The sequence below is a fragment of the Herbaspirillum chlorophenolicum genome, from assembly GCF_001189955.1.
GTDB lineage: Bacteria > Pseudomonadota > Gammaproteobacteria > Burkholderiales > Burkholderiaceae_D > Herbaspirillum > Herbaspirillum chlorophenolicum.
In genome coordinates, this window is record NZ_LFLT01000019.1 from 32078 (window position 1) to 50759 (window position 18682).

An 18682-nucleotide genomic window follows, 5' to 3' on the forward strand; every position below is an offset into this window, starting at 1 on the left:
TTTGCGTCAACACGCGAATGTGCGCGTTATTCCGCGCAGACTTCCTCTTCCTGTTTAACCAGCTTGGCCTGGTCATGCAAGGCGTGATCGACCGGTTTGGATGCACGGCGGTCCAGCGCCGCGCCCAACAGCGCCAGCCCCAGCGAGACGAAAGCCAGCACCGCGCCCAGCAGGGGAATGCCGGTCAGGCCGAAGCCCAGCGTCAGCACCGCGCCGCCGCCGAAGGCGCCCAGCGCGTTGCCGAGGTTGAAGGCGCCGATGTTGAGGGTGGATGCCAGGATAGGCGCCATCGCGGCCTTGTTCATCACGTTCATCTGCAATGCCGGTACGGCGGCGAAGGCGGCCATGCCCCACAGGAAGACCGTGACGATGGCCGAAACCGGCGCGTGGCTAGTGAACATGAAGACCAGCAGCACCGCGCCCAGAATAATGAAGTTGGTGCGCAGCGCCAGCATCACGCTGCGGTCGGCCAGCTTGCCGCCGATGATGTTGCCCACCGCCAGCCCGACGCCGATCAACAGCAGCACGCCGGCCACGCCGCGCGGCGAGATGCCGCTAACGTCGCGCAGGATAGGGGCGATATAGGTGAACACGGCGAAGGTGCTGGCCGAAAACGCTACCGTGGTGGCGAAGGCCAGCCATACCGGCTTGCTGCGCCAGAGGGCGGCGCTGTCTTCAGCGGTGCCATCGGATGTCTTGATGCGGGACGGCAGGAAAGCCATGATCGCCGCCAGCGACAGCAGGCCGATCACGGTCACGCCGAAGAAGGTGGCGCGCCAGCCGAAGCTTTGGCCCAGCAGCGTGCCGCCGGGTACGCCCACTACGTTGGCCAGGGTCAGGCCGGTAAACATGAGGGCGATGGCGCTGGCCTGCTTCTCCTTGCTGACCAGGCTGGTGGCGACCACCGCACCCAGGCCGAAGAACGAACCGTGGGCGAACGAGGTGACCACGCGCGCAACCATCAGCATGCCGTAGTTGGCCGACAGCGCACACAGCAAGTTGCCGGCAATGAAGATCAGCATCAGCATGGCCAGCGCGCGCTTGGGAGGAATGCGGCTGGTGACGGCCGCCAGTATCGGTGCGCCGACCGTGACGCCGAGCGCGTAGCCGCTGACCAGGTAGCCGGCGGCAGGCAAGCTGACCTGCAGGTCGGCGGCCATCTCGGGCAGCAGGCCCATGATGACGAATTCGGTGGTGCCGATGGCGAAGGCGCATAGCGCCAGGGCAAATAAGGGGATGGGCATGTTTTTCTCCGGATAGCGTGGCGGATGGCGGTGCGGGTTGCCACGGCACAAATCCATGCTGTGCCGCAACAATTCTATGCGCGCACCTTAACCCAGATGCAGATTTCCTGCAGGCCGCGGCCGTTTTTGCGAAGCATTGGAAAAAGCCGGGAAGGCCGTGCGCCGATGCCTGTGGCGGCTTTGCAGTAAACTCCACCGGCACCAACAAAAAACGCATAAGCAAATACGCGCATGCATTGTCGGCACAGCGCCGTACATAACAACAACATCACCAAAAGAAGAGAGACATGTTTCAAACCGATCGCGCCCCCGATTTCAAGACCGTGCTGCTGGCCAGCGGTGTGGTGCTCACGCTGGCCATGGGCGTGCGTCATGGGCTGGGCTTCTGGCTGCAACCGATGTCGCAGGCGCATGGCTGGACGCGCGAGACCTTCTCGCTGGCCATCGCCATGCAAAACCTGATGTGGGGCGCCATCGGCCCCTTCACCGGCATGGCCTGCGACCGCTTCGGCACGGCGCGCGTGATCGTGCTGGGCGCCTTCCTGTACGCGGCGGGGCTGATATGGATGGCGCTGGTGGCGCAACCGGTGCTGTTCGTGGTGGGGTCCGGTGTGCTGATCGGCGCAGCGCTGGCCTGTACCGCCTTCGGCGCGGTGAGCGGCATCGTCGGCCGCAGCGCGCCGCCGGAAAAACGCTCCTGGGCCTTCGGCATTTCTTCCGCGGCCGGCTCCTTCGGTCAGTTCATGATGATGCCGGTAGAGCAGCAACTGATCTCGCTGGCCGGCTGGCAACAGGCGTTCTTCTGGCTGGCCGCGCTGGTGCTGGTGGCGATGCTGCCGATGGCATTCCGTCTGCGGGAGCCGCCGCTGGCGAAGGCGACGCAAGAGCAAAGCATCGGCGAAGCCATGCGCGAGGCGTTCGCCTACCGTCCCTTCCAGCTGCTGGTGGCGGGCTATTTCGTGTGCGGCTTCCAGGTGGTATTCATCGGCGCGCACCTGCCCTCCTACCTGAAGGACAAGGGCATCATGGATCCCAATGTGGCCGTGGTGGCGCTGGCGCTGATCGGCCTGTTCAATATCTTCGGCTCTTACTACGCCGGCAAGCTGGGCGGCTTGCTGCCCAAGCGCTTCCTGCTGGCAGGCATCTATTTCTCGCGCACGGTGGCGATCGGGCTGTTCCTGGCGGCGCCGCTGTCGACCTGGTCGGTGTATATCTTCGCGGCGGCGATGGGAGTCCTGTGGCTGTCGACCGTGCCGCTGACCAACGGCATCGTGGCCGGCATTTTCGGTGTGAAGCACTTGTCGATGCTGTCGGGCTTCGTGTTCTTCTCGCACCAGGTAGGCAGCTTTTTGGGCGTGTGGCTGGGCGGCTGGCTGTTCACCCGCCAGGGCAGCTACGACACGGTGTGGGCAATCACGCTGGCGCTGGGCATCTTCGCCACGCTGATCAACTTGCCGGTGCGCGAGCAGGCGATTGCTCGCCCGCTGGCGGTGAACTGAGTGGAGAACTTTGCCGTGGCCAAACCCTCTGAGCATGTTCCCGCCGGACGCTGGCGTCGCCTGTTGCTGGCGCTGGCGGGGGCGGGAATGCTGGCGGCGATATTTCTTGCCTATCTGCAACCGGCCTTCATCGTCGACCTGGCGAATCGGATTTACCTGTGTTTTTAGACAGTAGTCCGGCCAAATTACGCTAGAATGAGCCGACCCGCTCCAGTCCGTCACCATCAACAAGAACGCCATGCTCTCGCTCACCGACCTCGAACAAGCCATCAACTACTGGCGCCAGCAGCGCCCCGCCACTGGCGAGGAATGCGCGCTGTCGCCCGAGGTGAACGCGCTGGCCGACCTGTACGCGATGATGATCTACGACCACCGCCATGAAGTGGCGCTGGACGAAATGGGTACCCAGGCGCGCCAGCTGGTGGAGTCCTGGCAAGGCACGCGCGCCTGAGCTTCCCCTGCCCCATTTTTCTTTCACGCCGCCACATCCTCCCTCTGTAACCGCGCTATGCTAGAAGCCCGCTAATGGATTGGCAGCGCGCGGACCTCCACTGAACGTTTCCGTTTCCGCCCGATCCATCCCGAAAGGAAGGAACATGCGCAAGATCCCCGAGCAGACACCTCCTGCCGGCCGCCGAAAAGCGGAACCGGCCAGGCCCGCCACGCGCTCCCGCAAAGAGGCCGATCCCGGCAAGCCTCGGGTAGCGCTGGTGCTGCAAGGCGGCGGGGCGCTGGGCGCCTATCAGGCCGGGGTTTACCAGGCCTTGCATGAAAACGGCCTGACGCCGGACTGGGTCGTCGGCACCTCCATCGGCGCCATCAATGCCGCCATCATCGCCGGCAACCCGCGCGAGACGCGCATCGCACGCCTGCGCGAATTCTGGGAAACGGTCTCCCATCCCGACCTGTTCGACCTGCAGTATCTGCCCGACAACCTGCGCCTGCTGTCCACCCGGCTGACCACGCTCGATACCTTCGTGCGCGGCGCGCCGGGCTTCTTCCGGCCGCGCCTGCTCAACCCGTTTGCGCTGGGCCTGCCGGTGCCGCCCGAGGACGCCAGCTTCTATAGCACTGCCGAGCTGCGGGAGACGCTGGAGCGGCTGGTCGACTTCGATTACCTCAACCGCGAGGCCGGCATCCGCATGACGGTCAGCGCCGTCAAGGTGACGTGCGGCACGCTGGTCAAGTTCGACTCCGCCACCCGCCCCATCGGCCCCGAGCACATCATGGCCAGCGGCGCCCTGCCGCCGGGCTTCGCGCCGGTGCGTATCGATGGCGAGCTGTACTGGGATGGCGGCTTGTATTCCAACACCCCGCTGGAAGCGGTTCTCAACGATGAGCCGCGCATGAACACGCTGTGCATGATGGTCGACCTGTGGCACTCCGACGGCCCCGAGCCCAAGACGCTGGAAGAAGTGCAGACGCGCGAAAAGGACGTGACCTTCGCCTCTCGCTCGCAACGCCATATCGATGCCTATCTCAAGCAATACCAGTTGCGCCGCGCCGCGCACGACCTTTACAAGCGCCTGCCGGCCGGCATGCTCAGCGCCGCCGACCGCAAGATGATGGCCGAGCTGGGCGCCGACACCACCATCCATATCGTGCGCCTGCCCTATGCCGGGCGCGACTGGAACATGGCTTCCAAGGATGTCAATTTCGCGCATGGCTCGCTGCTCTGGCGCTGGGAACAGGGCTACCAGGATGGCCTGCGCGGTATCGAGGTCAGCGCCGGTTGCCCGTTCGGGTCTTCAGAGGCAGGTATTGTGGTGCATGAGCTTCCCACCGGGGAAACCCATGTAAAAGTGTCCGAACGTTCGTCTTGATTAGCCGCAAAGCCGCGCCTGGATTGGGCGTCGCATATTTTCGACGATGTTACAAATTATTTTGTGCGCCGCACAAAATTCACTTGACCTCCCCAAAGAAGTGCATAAAATAGGAATTGTTGCGGCGCACAAATCATGATTGTTGGTTGATTCTGGTCGAAAGCCGCTGTGGAAGGCCGTTTGTTTATCCATACCGGCTGTTCGTTTAGTGCATCACGTTGTCACACATCAAGGAGATGAAAATGTTTTCGTACCAAGATCAGTTTTCCGCCGCCACCAAATCCAACCTGCAGGCTCAGCTGGATCTGATCAACACCCTGACCGCGAAGGCTTTCGAAGGCGTGGAAAAGATTGTTGAACTGAACCTGTCCGCCGCTAAGGCTTCGCTGGAAGAGTCCGCTGCCGCCGCCAAGCAATTGGCCGCTGCCAAGGATCCTCAGGAACTGCTATCGCTGGCTGCCGCGCAAGCCCAGCCGGGCGCTGAAAAGGCTGCCGCTTACGGTCGTCACCTGGCCGGCATCGTTTCGGCTACCCAAGCTGAATTCACCAAGGCTGCTGAAGCCCAGGTCGCCGAAACCAGCCGCAAGGTCGGCGCCCTGATCGACGAAATCAGCAAGAACGCGCCTCCGGGCTCGGAACAAGCGATTTCGCTGCTCAAGGCCACCCTGACCAACGCCAACGCCGGCTACGAACAGCTGACCAAGAGCACCAAGCAAGCCGTCGAAACGCTGGAAGCCAACCTGAGCAACGCCGCCAAGCAATTCACCGCGGTTGCGGAAAAGACGGCTGCTACTACCCGCTCCAAGAAGTAATCGGCAGGTAAGCAAGACGCAGCAGCAAGCTGCGGGCAAATGACAAAGGCCGCTCCGGGAAACCGGAGCGGCCTTTTGTCTTCTTATGTACCGAATGCTTACTGCCGGCCGATGATGTCCAGCGCCAGCGCCTCGGCCACGCGGATGCCGTCGATGGCGGCCGACATGATGCCGCCGGCATAACCGGCGCCTTCGCCGGCCGGATACAAGCCCCTGGTATTCAGGCTTTGCAGCGTATGGTCGTCGCGCTTGATGCGGATCGGCGAGGAAGTGCGGGTCTCGACGCCGGTCAGCACTGCATCATGCATCGAATAGCCCCGGATCTGCTTGTCGAAGGCCGGCAAGGCCTCGCGGATGGCGTCGATGGCGTACTTGGGCAGCGACGGGTTGAGGTCGCCCAGCTTGACGCCCGGCTTGTAGGACGGTTCCACACTGCCCAGCGCCGTGGACGGGCGGTTGGCGATGAAGTCGCCCACCAGTTGCGCCGGCGCGTCGTAGTTGCCGCCGCCCAGTTCATAGGCGCGGCTTTCCCATTCGCGCTGAAAGGCAATGCCGGCCAGCGGGTGGCCGGGATAGTCGGCCGGGGTGATGCCCACCACAATACCGCTGTTGGCGTTGCGCTCGTTGCGCGAGTACTGGCTCATGCCGTTGGTGACCACGCGGCCCGGCTCCGAGGTGGCCGCGACCACGGTGCCGCCCGGGCACATGCAGAAACTGTAGACCGCGCGGCCATTGGTGGCGTGGTGCACCAGCTTGTAGTCGGCCGCGCCGAGGATGGGGTGGCCGGCGCTGGGGCCGAAACGGCACTTGTCGATCAGCGACTGCGGGTGTTCGGCGCGAAAGCCGATCGAGAACGGCTTGGCCTCGATGTAGACGCCGCGCTCATACAGCATCTCGAAGGTGTCGCGCGCGCTGTGGCCGATGGCCAGCACCACATGGTCGGCGTCGATCTGTTCGCCGGATGCGAGGGTCAGGCCGCGGATCTCGCCATCTTCGATCCGCACATCCTCCACGCGCTGCTCGAAGCGGAATTCACCGCCCAGCTGTTCGATCTTCTCGCGCATCAGCTGGATCATCTTCACCAGGCGGAAGGTGCCGATGTGCGGCTTGCTGACGTACATGATCTCGGGCGGCGCATCGGCGGCGACGAATTCCTTGAGCACCTTGCGGCCGTAATGCTTGGGGTCCTTGACCTGGCTGTAAAGCTTGCCGTCGGAGAAGGTGCCGGCGCCACCTTCGCCGAACTGGACGTTCGACTCCGGCTTCAATTCACGCTGGCGCCACAGGCCCCAGGTGTCCTTGGTGCGTTCGCGCACGGTCTTGCCGCGTTCCAGGATGATCGGGTTGAAGCCCATCTCGGCCAGCAGCAATGCAGCGAACAGGCCGCACGGGCCGAAGCCGATCACTACCGGACGCTGCTTCAGGCCGGCGGGCGCCCGGCCGACGAAGTGGTAGCCGGTGTCGGGCGTGGGGCCGACATTGGTTTTCTTCTTGTTGCGTTCCAGTACCTGCGCTTCGTCCTTCACTTCCACATCGATGGTGTAGGTGAGCGTGACGGCGGCCTTCTTGCGCGCGTCGTAGCTGCGGCGGAACAGCGTGAAGGAAACCAGCTCGTCGGCCTTGATGCCCAGGCGTTCCAGGATGGCGGCGTTGAGGTCTTCTTCCGTGTGCTCCAGCGGGAGGAATAATTCGTTGATGCGCAGCATGTGCGGGGACTTTCGGTTGGCAGAGTACGGGCGCAGCCCGGACGATCCTGCCCTCCTCCTCCTTCGCACGCTGGCGGACGGGATGGGGCGCTGGCGGACGGAAAAACCCGACGGGCTGCGCGAAAGCCGCCATTTTACTCCAGCCGGGCGGGATACGAATACGCTGCCGGGCGGCAAAAACAAGTTGCTTCTCGCAATCATCATGGATTAAATTAGTTGTACATCGCAACTAACTAAAGCATCCACCATGGACTTTGTCGGACTGAATATCCCCCCGCGCGAACAAACCATCCGCCAGCTGCGCGAGCTCTCGCGCAAGCTGGTGCGCGAACTGGGTTTCATGCGCAACACCCTGGCCGGCAGCGAGCTGGCGCCGTCGGCCGTGCACGCCATCATCGAGATCGGATTGGCGCCCGGCATCCAGGCACGCGACCTGGGCGAGATCTTGTCGCTGGACAAGTCCAACACCAGCCGCCAGGCAGCCCGGCTGGAAGCGCTGGGCCTGTTGCGGCGCGAAGCGGTGGATGGCGACGGCCGCGCCTACGGCCTGTTCCTGACCGAACAGGGCCAGGCCCTGCGCAAGAAGATCGACAAGTTCGCCACCGACCAGGTCTCGGCCGCCCTCACCCGCCTGGCGCCGGAAGACCAGCAAGGGCTGGTGCGCGCGCTGGCGCTGTATTCGCAAGCGCTGGCGCAGGACAATCCCAACCTGGCCCCGTCCCGTTCGGCGGCAGCCGGCGGCGATGCCATCCGCCAAGCTTATGTCCCCGGCTGCATCGGCGACATCGCCAGCCTGCATGCGCGCTATTACGCACAGGCGGCCGGCTTCGGCGTGTTCTTCGAACACAAGGTCGGCAGCGAGCTGGGCGCTTTCGCACAGGCGCTGCCGGCGCCGGGCAAGGACCTCTGGCTGCATGTGGAAAACGGCCGCACGCTGGCCTCGATCGCGATCGACGGCGATCCGGCCTCTGGCGTGGCGCACCTGCGCTGGTTCATCGTCGACGACAGCCTGCGCGGCAGCGGCATCGGCAGCGCGCTGCTGGAACGGGCGCTGGCCTTTGCCGATGCGCACGCCTTTGAAACTTACCTGTGGACCTTCCAGGGACTGCATGCGGCGCGCCATCTGTATGAAGCGGCGGGATTCACGCTGGCCGAAGAATCGCCCGGGGAACAATGGGGCAGCCGCGTGGTGGAGCAGCGCTTTGTCCGGCCGGTGCGCAAGGGCGGCATCAAGGCGCGCAATTGAATCGGCAAGCCGCAATAGCAAAGCCCGGCAAATTGCCGGGCTTTTTTCCGCAACATCCAACCGCGTCAGAAGTCGGTGACGTGCTCATCCAGATAACCCAGCCGCACCGCCCGCCGCGCACAGCCCTCCCAGCCTGCAACAACCACCAGCACGGCGGTCGTCAGGCCGCTCACCATCAGCAGGTCGGTGAAGAAAGCCAGTGGCGCCAGCACGGCCAGCATCACCAGGCCGGCGATGTGCGATAGCGGGAAGCGGCGGTACACCACCTGCTTGTAGATGCCGTTGCCCAATACATAGATGCCCGGCCCCAGGATCAGCAACACGGCGTGCAGCACGTCGATGCGCTGGTCGGGATGGGCGATCACCAGTTCGTTGCCCACCGCCGACAAGATCACGCCGGCCACGATGGCTACGTGCACGTAATGGAAATAGGCGCCGATGCGCCCGGGATCGTCGGAGCGCACGATGGCTTCGCTGCCGTCCTTGCTGCTGGTGTCGAAATACATCCACCACATCGCCACCGCCCCCAGGAAGGTGACGATGAAGGCGACCAGCACCGGGGTTTCCCATTCGTGGGCGTGGGCCAATGTCGCGCCGGTCATCAGCAGGGTTTCGCCCAAGGCGACGATGACGAACAGCTGGCAGCGTTCGGCCAGGTGACCGCCCTCGATGGTCCAGTCGTCGGTGCGCGAACGGCCCATGCCGGGCAGGTAGAAGCCGATCATGGGCGAGATGTACTCGCAGGCCACGGCAGCAATCCACAAACCCAGCCGGTATTGCGGCAGCAAGCCGCCGGCGATCCACAGCACCGCCGAGATCGACAGCCAGCCGAGCATGCGCCGGAAGTTGGCGGCCAGTTCGTGGTCGCGGCCGAGGCTGGCCAGCACATACAAGGTGCGGCCGACCTGGATCGCGGCGTAAGCGATGGCGAACACCAGAGCGCGCTCGCCGAATGCTTCCGGCAGCGCCGCCGCCATCAGCAGGCCGACCAGCATGATGGCGAACAGCAAGGTGCGGATCGGCAGGGCTTCCGGGTCGAACCAGTTGGTCACCCAGGCGGTGTATTGCCACGCCAGCCAAACCGCGAACCACAACACCAGGGTCTGGATGGCACCTTCGAGCGTGAGCTTTTCCAGCAGGCTGTGCGAAAGCTGGGTGACGGCGAAGACGTAGATCAGGTCGAAGAACAGTTCGACGAAGGAGACCCGGGCCTCGTGGCCGTCGCGCACGCGCAGCAGGGATGGCTGATGGGATTTGTGATGGCGGATCTGTTGGTTCATGGCGCAATTCCGGAGGTCGGCAGCCGGCGCCAAGTAACAGTACGCCGGAGCTTGTTACAAGAACGCATCCCACGTCTGCGTGAAATGCGCCTGAGGTTTTCTTGTTCTTTACATCCTGACGACAATCCTCGCACGCGCGCCCCCTCGCCAACAATATCGGCAGCCCGGCTTTGTCGAAATTTCCTCTTGGGATGCGGCAAATTGGCAACGCATCAGCGCCTCGCGATGGCGGGAAAAAGCGACACAAATGGAAACACAAATTTACAGCGTCAAACGCGGCGTCCCTCTACATTGAACTCACGGCCATGCGCGATGCCGCACACGGCAAATGCCACCCGGCATCGCGCCCCCGGACCGAGACCATTGATCCATGTGCCATCCATGCACACCAGATAAGCAGGAGCCCATCATGAAAACCACAACAACACGCCTCGCCTTCGCTTTGCTGACCACGCTGACGGCCATCGGCGCGGTCGTCGCTACCGCCCCTGCAGCCCAGGCCCAAGTGGCCGGTTCGGTCAATGTACGCATCGGCACGCCGCCGCCCCCGCCACGCTATGAAGCCGCACCGCGGCCGCGCCCTGGCTATGCCTGGGCGCCCGGCTACTGGGCCTGGAACGGCCACCGCCATGTCTGGATGGGCGGCCACTGGGAACATGCGCGCCGCGGCTATGCCCGCTATGAACCTGCGCACTGGCAGCAAGGCCGGCATGGCGGCTGGTACTTCGTGCCGGGCCGTTGGATGCGCTGAGCATCCCCCGTCATCAGGCGCACGCAACCGCCGCTCCGGTTCAGGCCGCAGCGGCGGTTGGCATTTGAGGAGACGGAATCAATCGTCGGCCGCCGCCGTCTCGACGTCGGCTTTCCCTACGAAGCGGGCGGGATCGAGCGCGGCCAGCAAGTCGCGCGGCAGCGGCAGGGGCTCGCGCTCCAGTATCGCCGCCAGGAGTTCCGCCATGACCGGCGCCCAGATCAGCCCGCGCGAAGCGTAGCCCAGCAATCCATAGAGTCCGGTGTGGCGCGGCACGGCGTCCAGCCGCGTGGGCGCGAGTGCGGCGGCGGCATCCATGTCGGGCAAGGCGCCCACCAGCGGCAGGCGGTCGGGGGCGATGCAGCGAAAGCCGACGCGGCCTTGCAGTTCGGCCGTTTCCGCATCCGGCATGGCATAGCGCTCGCCGATCCCGGGCAGCATATTGCGCAGGCGCCGCAGGTTTTCGGCATGGCTGCTGATGCGCAGGCCGGCGCCATCGTCGCGGTCGTAGCTGGCGCCCATGCACACCTGGCCGGCATAGGGACGGGTCAGATAGCCGTCGCCGCATAAGGCCACCGGCACCTCGGGGAATCCTTGTGCCGGCAGATGCGTGACCTGGCCGCGCACCGTGTTCAGCGGCAGCGATGCGCTCTGCGCAAGCACGCGTGCCTGGGCGCCGGCGGCGAGGATCACCACCGGTGCTTGCGCGATGATTTGTCCCGCCTGGTCCAGCGCCTGCCAATGCTCGCCGTCGCGGCGCAAGGCTGCTACCTGCCGGCCAAAATGCGTGGCAAGCGCCCCACCCTGCTGCGCTACGGCCAACAGGCGGCGGCATACCGACGGCGGATTCAGCCAGCCGGCCTGCGGGAAGAAATAGCCGCCGCCCATGACCGGCATACCCAACAAGGCACGCGCCTGCTCGGCATCCATCCAGCGCGCATAGTCGGGCGGGTAGTTCCAGTCGCGCGCCCCCTGTTCGAAGGACTGCGCTTGCCTGGCGTCGCGGCCGAACTGAAGAATGCCGCAACGCTCGCCGGCAATGGCCGCATCCGCCGCCGTGCCGACACCGCCCAGCCGTTCCCAATGACGCGCAGCGAACAGGAAAGCGGCGCGTGTGAGCCGGGCCAGCGGGCTATCGTCGCGCGCCAGCGCCGGCATGAATAGTCCGCCGTGGTTGCCGGAAGCCTGGGTAGCGGGTCCGTCGCCGGCCTCCACCAGATCGATGCGCCAACCGCGCGCGGCCAGCCGCTCACCGATGGCGCAGCCGGCCAATCCGGCGCCGATCACCAGTGCGTGGCGCGCATGTGAGCTCTGGCGCCGCAGCGGGGTATCGGCCGCGGCCACATGCGAAGGCGGCCGTGTCCATGCCGGCGCATAGTACAAGGCAAGCGCACCCGGTAGTGCTTCGCCGCTGAAGCCGACCTGGCGCATCGCGCCAGCCGTGGCGGCGCCGTCGAACACCAGCGCGCGCGCGCCGGTCCAGGCCAGACGTGCGAGGCGCTTGCAGGCATGCGGGTTCCAATCCGATGCGGCAACGTCGAAATCCTGCTGCCGCCCGTGCAGGTAGAACAGGTCGCACGGCGCTTCCAGGCGCGCCAATTCTTCGTCGAGCGGGCCGAACACCAAAGTCAGCGTCACACGGCCCTCATCCAGCAGCAGCCGGTGCGTGCCCGACAATAGCAGCGGCCACGCCGCACGCAATTGCGCGGCATAAGGCGCCAGCCCTTGCCAGTTGGCATGCAGCGTCAGCAACTGCTCCACGGTGCAGGGATGCGGCTGGATCGCCACATAATGCAAGCGCTGCGCCCCGCCCTGCTCGCGCATCTGCTCGAAACGCCGCCAGCTGGTGAGGAAGGCCAGCCCGGCGCCGAAATGCAGATCCAGAATGGCAGGGGTATGCTGCTCTTTCAGGCAGGCGTCCAGCCCGGCTTGCGGCGTTGCCAGCAGTTGCGCCATCTGGCCGGCGTCGCCGCTATGCGGGTCGGCGCGCCAGGCGGCAAGCAGGTTGGCAGAGGCTGGGATGACAGGACGGGCGGGCATCGGTGTTCCGGTTTTAGAACGGGTTCTTAGGCAAGTTGGAGGAAGGCCGCCATTCTACGCCCTCGCCCGGCGCCGGATGATGCGGCTTGACAAAGCTGCGGCGCAGCAATAATCTGCATACAGAACACGAAACAGCACTTCGGGGGGCCGTTTCAGGATGTGTTTTCGGTCTCTCCGGCCTGATTTCCAATTTGGTTTTTTTTATCTTTTTTAGCGGCAGTTCCATGTACAAAATCGACGCCCCGGCGCAACTGATCGAGCAAGTCTACGATGCCATCCTGGATGCGATCTGCTCCGGCACGCTGGCACCCAACGAAAAAATCACGCAGGAAGGCCTGGCCGAACAGTTGGGCGTATCGCGCCAACCCATCCTGCAGGCTTTCCAGCTGCTCAAGCGCCAGGGCTTCATCGAGGATGCCGGACGCAAAGGCGTGATGGTGACGCCGCTCGATCCGAAGAAGCTGATGCAGCTCTATCAAGTGCGTTCCGTGCTGGACGGCCTGGCCGCGCGCGAGGCCGCCGAACGCTGGAAACAGGACGGCGATGAACGCAGCGCCGGCGAACGCGAAGGCCGCGCCCTGATCGCCGCCGGGCGCAATGTCTCGGACATGGGCGACCTGTCGGCGCGCATCGTGGCCGACATGAACTTCCACCAGTTCATCTATCGCAGCTGCGGCAATCCGATGGTGGGTGAAACCACCGCCATCCACTGGCACCACATCCGCCGCGCCATGGGCGCCATCCTCTCGTCGGACGTGCGCTCCCACATCTCCGTGTGGGACGAGCATGAAGCCATCCTGCAAGCCATCATCGATGGCCGCGCGGCGGTGGCCGACAAGCTGGCGCGCCAGCATGCCGAAAGCGCGGCCGAACATCTGGCGCGGGTACTGACCAGCGAAGAATACGCATCGAAGAGGAAGCAAGCCTGATCCCGCCTTTGCCGTCGGGCCGTTCTGGCCCGGCCGGCGCCGCTTACCCCATACACACCATCATCTCCCGCGCAGCATGGCTGCGCGCCGCCATGCTCGCCATCTTCAACATCGTCTTCCCGATCTTTTCGCTGGTCTTCCTCGGCTGGATCTGCCGCAAGCGCCATATCCTCTCGGCCGGTGCGGCCAGCGAACTGAACCGCTTCGTGATCTACCTGGGCCTGCCGGCGCTGCTGTTCGACTCGATGTCGCGGCTCACGCCGGCCGACTTCGCCAATGTGCGCTTCATCGGCGTATTCGCCGCCGGCATCGCCATCGTGTTCTTGCTGACCGCCTGGATACGCGTGCGCCAGAAAGCCGCCGCGGCCGATGTCATCATCGACAGCCTGGGCACGTCCTACGCCAATGTCGGCTTCATCGGCATCCCCTTGTGTTACCTGGCCTTCGGCCACGACGGCCTGCCGCCTTCGGTGATCGCCATGGTGATGACCGCCTGCCTGCTGTTTGCGGTCGCCATCGTGCTGCTGGAAACCAGCCTGCACGCCGGAGCCAGCCTGGGCAAGACGGTTTCCAAGGTGGGCCGCTCGCTGGTGCGCAACCCGATCATGATCGCGCCGGTCGCCGGGATCGCGGTGGCGCTGTCGGGCCTGTCCATTCCCGGCGGCGTGCAGCAGCTATTCAAGATCCTGGGCGACGCGGCCAGCCCTTGCGCGCTGGTGTCGCTGGGCTTGTTCCTGGCGCAGCCGGTGCGGCATGGCGAAGGCTCTTCGGTGTCGCTGCTGGTGGCCTTCAAGCTGCTGCTGCAGCCGGCGGTGACCGCGGTGCTGGCGTATTGGGTGTTTCCGCTGCCGCGCCTGTGGGCCGACAGCGCGGTACTGCTGGCGGCCATGCCGATCGGCACCGGTCCCTTCATGCTGGCCGAGCTATACCAGCGCGAGGTGGCCGGGATGTCGCGCGCGATCCTGATTTCCACCACCTTGTCGTTGCCGACCATCGCATTGATCCTGGCCTGGATCAGCCATCATTGAACCGGGCCATCCAAAGCAAAAGGCCGGTGGGGCATCGCCCACCGGCCTTTTTTCCTTGCGTCTGCCCATTCCGCGCACCGCTCAGACCACCGCCCGCTCCTGCCTCAGGAGCTGCTCGAACTTCTCGGCCGGCACCGGCGGGCTGAACAGGTAGCCCTGGATCTCATCGCAGCCGTAGTGGCGCAGGTAATCCAGCTGCTCGTCGGTTTCCACGCCTTCGGCGATCACGCGCAGCTTCAGGTGGCGCGCCAGCGAGATGATGGATGCGGTGATGGCAGCGTCGTCGGCGTCGATGGTGATGTCGCGCACGAAGGAGCGGTCGATCTTGAGTACGTCGATGGGGAAGCGCTTGAGGTAGGCCAGCGAGGAATAGCCGGTGCCGAAGTCGTCGATCGACAGGCGCACGCCCAGCTCCTTGAGGCCGGTCAGGATGCCGATGGCATGTTCGACATCGGTCATCATCAGGCTTTCCGTCAGTTCCAGTTCCAGCGAGGCCGGCGGCAGGCCGGTGTCTTCCAGCACGTCGGCGATCGAGGTCACCAGGTCCTTTTGCAGGAACTGTCCCACCGACAGGTTGACCGAGACGCTGATGTCCTCGTGCCCGTCGAGCTGCCACCGGCGGCACTGGACGCAAGCCGTGCGCAGTACCCAGGCGCCGATCGGCAGGATCAGCCCGGTCTCTTCGGCCAGGCCGATGAAACGCGCCGGCGAGACCATGCCCAGTTGCGGATGCTGCCAGCGGATCAGCGCTTCGCTGCCGACGATGCGCCCGCTGGCGAGGTCGACCTTGGGCTGGTAATGCAGCAGGAATTCGTTATTGTCCAGCGCGCTGCGCAGGTCGCCTTCGATGCGCAGGCGTTCCAGCGCCTGCTCGTTCATGGCCGGCGTGTAGAACTGGAAGTTGTTGCGCCCGGTCTGCTTGCCGCGGTACATGGCGATGTCGGCGTGCTTGATCAGGGTCTCGCCGTCGGTGCCGTCGGCCGGGTAGCAGGCCACGCCGATGCTGCAGGTCATGAACAGCGTGTGGCCGCCCAGCGTGATGGGCGCGGCCACCGCATCCATGATGCGTTGCAGGCTGCGGGTGTCGAGCGTGAGCTCATCCTGCTCGGGCAGGATCATGATGAATTCATCGCCGCCCAGGCGCGCCACCGTGTCGGCCTCGCGCACCGCCGCGCGCAGGCGTCCGGCCACGGTGCGCAGCAGGGTGTCGCCGGCCTTGTGGCCCAGCGTGTCGTTGACGAACTTGAAGCGGTCGAGGTCGACGAACACCAGCCACAGCGCCTGCTTCTGCCGTTCGGCGTTGCCGATGGCCTGGTCCAGATGGTGGCGCAGCATGTGGCGGTTGATCAGGCCGGTGAGCGTGTCGCGGCTGGCCTGGAATTCCAGTTCGGCCTCGTAGCGCTTCATGGAAGTGATGTCGTAGAGCGCCGCCACGAAATGGGTCACGGCGCCGTTGTCATCCTTCACCGGCGCGATGTAGAAGTCATTCCACAGCTCCGAGCCGTCCTTATGGTAATTGCGCAGCACCACGTTGTGCTCGCGCTTCTCGCGCATGGCGATCCACACGGTTTCAAAGCCGCCGGGATCGCTGTCGCGCCCTTCCAGGAATCGGATGCTCTGGCCCACGACTTCGTCCGGACTGTAGCCGGTGATCCGGCCGAACGCCGGGTTGACGTATTCGATGGGGTAGTCCGGCGCCTGTGCGGAGAGAATGATGGTGGCGTTGGCACTGGCTTCGATGGCCTGGTGGCGCAGTTGCAGGGCGCGCTCGGCCAGGCGGCGCGCCTTGATGTCGTCGGACAGCAGCGCATTGGTGTGGCGCAGCTCGGCGGTCTTCTCCTCGACCAGGCGCTGCACGCGGTACGAACGCATCGACAAGGCGCGCAGGTAGGCTGCGCCCAGCAGGGACGAAATGACCCCGGCCAGCAGGATCAGGAGCGAGCCGTAGTGGTCGGCAAATACGGAGTGCGGGGCAATGCTGATGCCCATATGCCAGGTCTGGCCGGCGATATCGAAGCTGGTCATGGTGCTGGACGGCTCGCTGAACAGATTGCCCAATGCCGTCAACTGGCCGTGGCTTTGCTCCATCGCACTGTCATGGCGGTACACCAGGCTGGACTCATCGGCTTTCGGGCCGACGAAGATGCGCAGGCTGATCTGGTCGTCGTCCAGCAGGCCGGCGCCATCCAGGATCTTCTGGACCAATTCGGTAGCCTGCAGCACGACGGCCGTATCGCCCGTCATGGCGGCGCGGCGCGCAGCAGGATTGTCCGGCTGGACGCCGCCGCGGTAGACCGGCTGCAGCACCAGCAAGCCGCGCTGGTCGGATGAGGACTGGGCCAGGCGGATGGGTAGCGTCGAGGCCGGACGGCCGCTGGCCAATGCCATTTCCAGCGCTTGCATGATGACCGGGTTGCCGGTCAGGTCCAATCCTAGCGCGGCCCGGTTGCCGTCGAGCGGCTCGACGTAGTCGACCACCAGATAGAACGGGAGCTGGGGCGCCCGCTCGACCTTGCCGTCGATGAGCGCCGTGATCTCAAAATCGGGAACGGCGCCCTGGCGCAAGGCTTCGAATACCGGCCGGTCGTCGTCGGCGACGAAGCGCTGGACGCTGAAGGCGCGCACATAGGGGTAGCGTTCCAGCAGCGGCTTGGTGAAGTTGCGGAATTGCTGGCGGGTGGGGTCGCCGACGGTGGCGTAGAAATGGTTGATCACCGACAACACTTGCACGGCCTCTTCCAGGCCGCGCTGGACGGTAAAAGTACGCAAGGCTGCGCGGCGCTCGAAATCCAGGTTGACGGCGTCGTCTTCCAGGCGGCTGGTGGCGATGAACACCAACGTGGTTGCGCACAGCCCCAACATCAGCGTAAGCGATGCCGACAACGTTGCCCCCAGCTTGTTGATCACACGCCGCATACCTGAATCGTTATCTTGAACGACATCGATAATAATCTGGTCTTCATCAAATTATCAGAAACACCAGATTTATTTTTATTGACGACCGAAAACAGAATAAACGGCCGCCAAGCGCATGTTGGCCCCGGAAAACACCTGGCCGGCCCCCTGAACCGGCGTCCCGGGTCAGTAGCTGTATGGCGAAGATGGCTGTTTTTTACGTTCTTCCTGCTCGATCGCCTGCGCTTGCATGAAGGCATCGAAAGAGCGCTCGATGGTCGCGCGCTCAATGTCGCGGGTGATGAAGACGATACGGCTACGGCGATCCCCGGATGGCCATTCTGGCAGCGTCACGGTCGGATGGAAGATGTGCTGCACGCCGTGGATCACGGTCGGCTTGTCTTCTCCCTTGAGGTTGAGGATGCCTTTGATGCGCAAGATGTTGGGGCCCTTGAAACCGACCAGCAAGCTCAGCCATTCGTCGAACAACACAGGATCGATCGGCTCATCGAAAGTGAAGCAGAAGGCACGGATGTGATCGTCGTGGCGGTTCACGTCGTGCGCATGGTCGTGGTGGTCATGGTGGCCGTGATCGTGATGGTCATGACCGTGCCCATGATCATGGTGATGATGGTCGTGCGCCTTCTTCTCCGCAAAAGCCTCCTCGTTGAGCCAGCGCGCCACGTCGGGCATCTTCTCGCCCGGCCTGAACAAACCCGCGTCCAGCAATTCGGACGGTGAAATCTTTCCCTGTTGCGGCAGCAGCTGCCGCGCACTCGGGTTGAGCACGCGCAGGCGGGCGCTCAATTGCTCCAGCTGGGCGGCATCGGCCAGGTCGCTCTTGGTCAGCAGCAAACGGTCGGCGACCGCGGCCTGCTGCACCGCTTCGACGTGGTTGTCCAGCGTGGACATGCCATTGACGGCGTCGACCGTGACGATCACGCCGTCCAGCCGGTAGCGCGAGGCGATGAAGGAATCAGTCATCAGCGTGTGCAGGATCGGCACCGGCGAAGCCAGCCCGGTCGTCTCGATCACCACGCGATTGAACTTGCGCTGGCCCCCTTCGGCAAAGCGCCATGTGATGTCCTTGAGCGTCTTCTTCAGGTCGCCGCGGATGGTGCAGCACAGGCACCCGCTGCTCATCTCGACCACGGTGTCTTCCTGGCTGTGCGCCACCAGCAGGTGATCCAGGCCGATCTCGCCGAACTCGTTGATGATGACCAGGGTGTCCTTCATCTCGGGCTGGGCGATCAGGTAATTGAGCAGCGTGGTCTTGCCGCTGCCGAGGAAACCGGTCAGGAGAGAAACGGGAATCGGCGCATCGCCGGCAGGTACGGATGGGTTCATGATGGAATGTTCGGGCGGAAATATGGCGCGCAATCGGCGCGTAAACCTCCATCCTAACCGATGCGTCAAGAGGGCCGTGCGC

The 18682-nt window shown here is 64.4% G+C and carries 16 protein-coding genes; 10 read left to right on the forward strand and 6 right to left on the reverse strand.

The features are described 5' to 3' along the window. Positions 1-26 precede the first annotated feature (26 nt). Positions 27-1244, reverse strand: a complete 1218-nt coding sequence (locus tag AKL28_RS13150) for an MFS transporter (protein ID WP_050468658.1) — start codon at positions 1242-1244, stop codon at positions 27-29. Between the two features lie 287 nt (positions 1245-1531). Here AKL28_RS13150 and AKL28_RS13155 point away from each other — a divergent pair, with 287 nt between their 5' ends. The 5 genes from AKL28_RS13155 (at position 1532) to phaP (ending at position 5378) form a co-directional block, all read left to right on the forward strand. After that, positions 1532-2743 carry an MFS transporter gene (locus AKL28_RS13155; protein WP_050468601.1) on the forward strand — a complete coding sequence of 404 codons (1212 nt, stop codon included), beginning with the start codon at positions 1532-1534 and terminating at the stop codon, positions 2741-2743. Positions 2744-2758: 15 nt separating this feature from the next. Continuing rightward, the gene (locus tag AKL28_RS24490) at positions 2759-2911 is read left to right on the forward strand and encodes a hypothetical protein (protein ID WP_156226335.1); all 153 of its coding nucleotides are present in this window, start codon (positions 2759-2761) and stop codon (positions 2909-2911) included. A 70-nt stretch (positions 2912-2981) separates the two neighbouring features. Beyond that, entirely contained in the window at positions 2982-3194 is a 213-nt protein-coding gene (locus tag AKL28_RS13160; RefSeq protein WP_050468602.1) for a DUF3717 domain-containing protein, read from the forward strand. Between the two features lie 145 nt (positions 3195-3339). Next, entirely contained in the window at positions 3340-4566 is a 1227-nt protein-coding gene (locus tag AKL28_RS13165; protein WP_050468603.1) for a patatin-like phospholipase family protein, read from the forward strand. 242 nt (positions 4567-4808) lie between these two features. Then, the gene (gene phaP, locus AKL28_RS13170; protein ID WP_050468604.1) at positions 4809-5378 is read left to right on the forward strand and encodes a TIGR01841 family phasin; all 570 of its coding nucleotides are present in this window, start codon (positions 4809-4811) and stop codon (positions 5376-5378) included. Positions 5379-5476: 98 nt separating this feature from the next. Here the strand turns inward: phaP and AKL28_RS13175 are convergent, their stop codons facing one another. Next, positions 5477-7084: an NAD(P)/FAD-dependent oxidoreductase gene (locus tag AKL28_RS13175; RefSeq protein ID WP_050468605.1), complete on the reverse strand. Its 1608-nt coding sequence runs from the start codon at positions 7082-7084 to the stop codon at positions 5477-5479. Between AKL28_RS13175 and AKL28_RS13180 the strand changes: the two genes are divergently transcribed. Together AKL28_RS13180 and AKL28_RS13185 are read left to right on the forward strand one after the other, a co-directional pair. Continuing rightward, positions 7071-7295: a hypothetical protein gene (locus AKL28_RS13180; RefSeq protein WP_156226336.1), complete on the forward strand. Its 225-nt coding sequence runs from the start codon at positions 7071-7073 to the stop codon at positions 7293-7295. The two genes, AKL28_RS13175 and AKL28_RS13180, sit on opposite strands and share 14 nt — an antisense overlap. Positions 7296-7331: 36 nt before the next feature. After that, complete coding sequence (locus AKL28_RS13185) at positions 7332-8330, forward strand: bifunctional helix-turn-helix transcriptional regulator/GNAT family N-acetyltransferase (RefSeq protein ID WP_050468607.1); 999 nt, start codon at positions 7332-7334, stop codon at positions 8328-8330. Between the two features lie 65 nt (positions 8331-8395). Here the strand turns inward: AKL28_RS13185 and AKL28_RS13190 are convergent, their stop codons facing one another. Beyond that, positions 8396-9610 (reverse strand): low temperature requirement protein A, encoded by a 1215-nt coding sequence (locus tag AKL28_RS13190; protein ID WP_050468609.1) that lies wholly within the window; start codon positions 9608-9610, stop codon positions 8396-8398. A gap of 409 nt (positions 9611-10019) precedes the next feature. Between AKL28_RS13190 and AKL28_RS13195 the strand changes: the two genes are divergently transcribed. Next, positions 10020-10361, forward strand: coding sequence for a YXWGXW repeat-containing protein (locus AKL28_RS13195; RefSeq protein ID WP_050468610.1), 342 nt, complete (start codon positions 10020-10022; stop codon positions 10359-10361). A gap of 78 nt (positions 10362-10439) precedes the next feature. Here AKL28_RS13195 and mnmC1 read toward each other — a convergent pair whose 3' ends face one another. Then, positions 10440-12401 (reverse strand): FAD-dependent 5-carboxymethylaminomethyl-2-thiouridine(34) oxidoreductase MnmC1, encoded by a 1962-nt coding sequence (gene mnmC1, locus AKL28_RS13200; protein WP_050468611.1) that lies wholly within the window; start codon positions 12399-12401, stop codon positions 10440-10442. A gap of 224 nt (positions 12402-12625) precedes the next feature. On the opposite strand from mnmC1, the gene AKL28_RS13205 reads away from it, so the two are divergent. Beyond that, the gene (locus AKL28_RS13205; protein ID WP_050468612.1) at positions 12626-13330 is read left to right on the forward strand and encodes a GntR family transcriptional regulator; all 705 of its coding nucleotides are present in this window, start codon (positions 12626-12628) and stop codon (positions 13328-13330) included. 92 nt (positions 13331-13422) lie between these two features. Next, positions 13423-14358 (forward strand): AEC family transporter, encoded by a 936-nt coding sequence (locus AKL28_RS13210; protein WP_050468659.1) that lies wholly within the window; start codon positions 13423-13425, stop codon positions 14356-14358. A gap of 81 nt (positions 14359-14439) precedes the next feature. Here AKL28_RS13210 and AKL28_RS13215 read toward each other — a convergent pair whose 3' ends face one another. Together AKL28_RS13215 and AKL28_RS13220 are read right to left on the reverse strand one after the other, a co-directional pair. Then, positions 14440-17274 (reverse strand): bifunctional diguanylate cyclase/phosphodiesterase, encoded by a 2835-nt coding sequence (locus AKL28_RS13215; RefSeq protein ID WP_050468613.1) that lies wholly within the window; start codon positions 17272-17274, stop codon positions 14440-14442. Between the two features lie 165 nt (positions 17275-17439). Continuing rightward, the gene (locus tag AKL28_RS13220) at positions 17440-18600 is read right to left on the reverse strand and encodes a CobW family GTP-binding protein (protein WP_050468660.1); all 1161 of its coding nucleotides are present in this window, start codon (positions 18598-18600) and stop codon (positions 17440-17442) included. Positions 18601-18682 lie beyond the last annotated feature (82 nt).

Bases quoted from the DNA above. Each gene is read 5' to 3' on its own strand.
- AKL28_RS13150 (WP_050468658.1), bottom strand. From the start codon at position 1,244: ATGCCCATCCCCTTATTTGCCCTGGCGCTATGCGCCTTCGCCATCGGC.
- AKL28_RS13155 (WP_050468601.1), top strand. From the start codon at position 1,532: ATGTTTCAAACCGATCGCGCCCCCGATTTCAAGACCGTGCTGCTGGCC.
- AKL28_RS13160 (WP_050468602.1), top strand. From the start codon at position 2,982: ATGCTCTCGCTCACCGACCTCGAACAAGCCATCAACTACTGGCGCCAG.
- AKL28_RS13165 (WP_050468603.1), top strand. From the start codon at position 3,340: ATGCGCAAGATCCCCGAGCAGACACCTCCTGCCGGCCGCCGAAAAGCG.
- phaP (WP_050468604.1), top strand. From the start codon at position 4,809: ATGTTTTCGTACCAAGATCAGTTTTCCGCCGCCACCAAATCCAACCTG.
- AKL28_RS13175 (WP_050468605.1), bottom strand. From the start codon at position 7,084: ATGCTGCGCATCAACGAATTATTCCTCCCGCTGGAGCACACGGAAGAA.
- AKL28_RS13185 (WP_050468607.1), top strand. From the start codon at position 7,332: ATGGACTTTGTCGGACTGAATATCCCCCCGCGCGAACAAACCATCCGC.
- AKL28_RS13190 (WP_050468609.1), bottom strand. From the start codon at position 9,610: ATGAACCAACAGATCCGCCATCACAAATCCCATCAGCCATCCCTGCTG.
- AKL28_RS13195 (WP_050468610.1), top strand. From the start codon at position 10,020: ATGAAAACCACAACAACACGCCTCGCCTTCGCTTTGCTGACCACGCTG.
- mnmC1 (WP_050468611.1), bottom strand. From the start codon at position 12,401: ATGCCCGCCCGTCCTGTCATCCCAGCCTCTGCCAACCTGCTTGCCGCC.
- AKL28_RS13205 (WP_050468612.1), top strand. From the start codon at position 12,626: ATGTACAAAATCGACGCCCCGGCGCAACTGATCGAGCAAGTCTACGAT.
- AKL28_RS13210 (WP_050468659.1), top strand. From the start codon at position 13,423: ATGCTCGCCATCTTCAACATCGTCTTCCCGATCTTTTCGCTGGTCTTC.
- AKL28_RS13215 (WP_050468613.1), bottom strand. From the start codon at position 17,274: ATGCGGCGTGTGATCAACAAGCTGGGGGCAACGTTGTCGGCATCGCTT.
- AKL28_RS13220 (WP_050468660.1), bottom strand. From the start codon at position 18,600: ATGAACCCATCCGTACCTGCCGGCGATGCGCCGATTCCCGTTTCTCTC.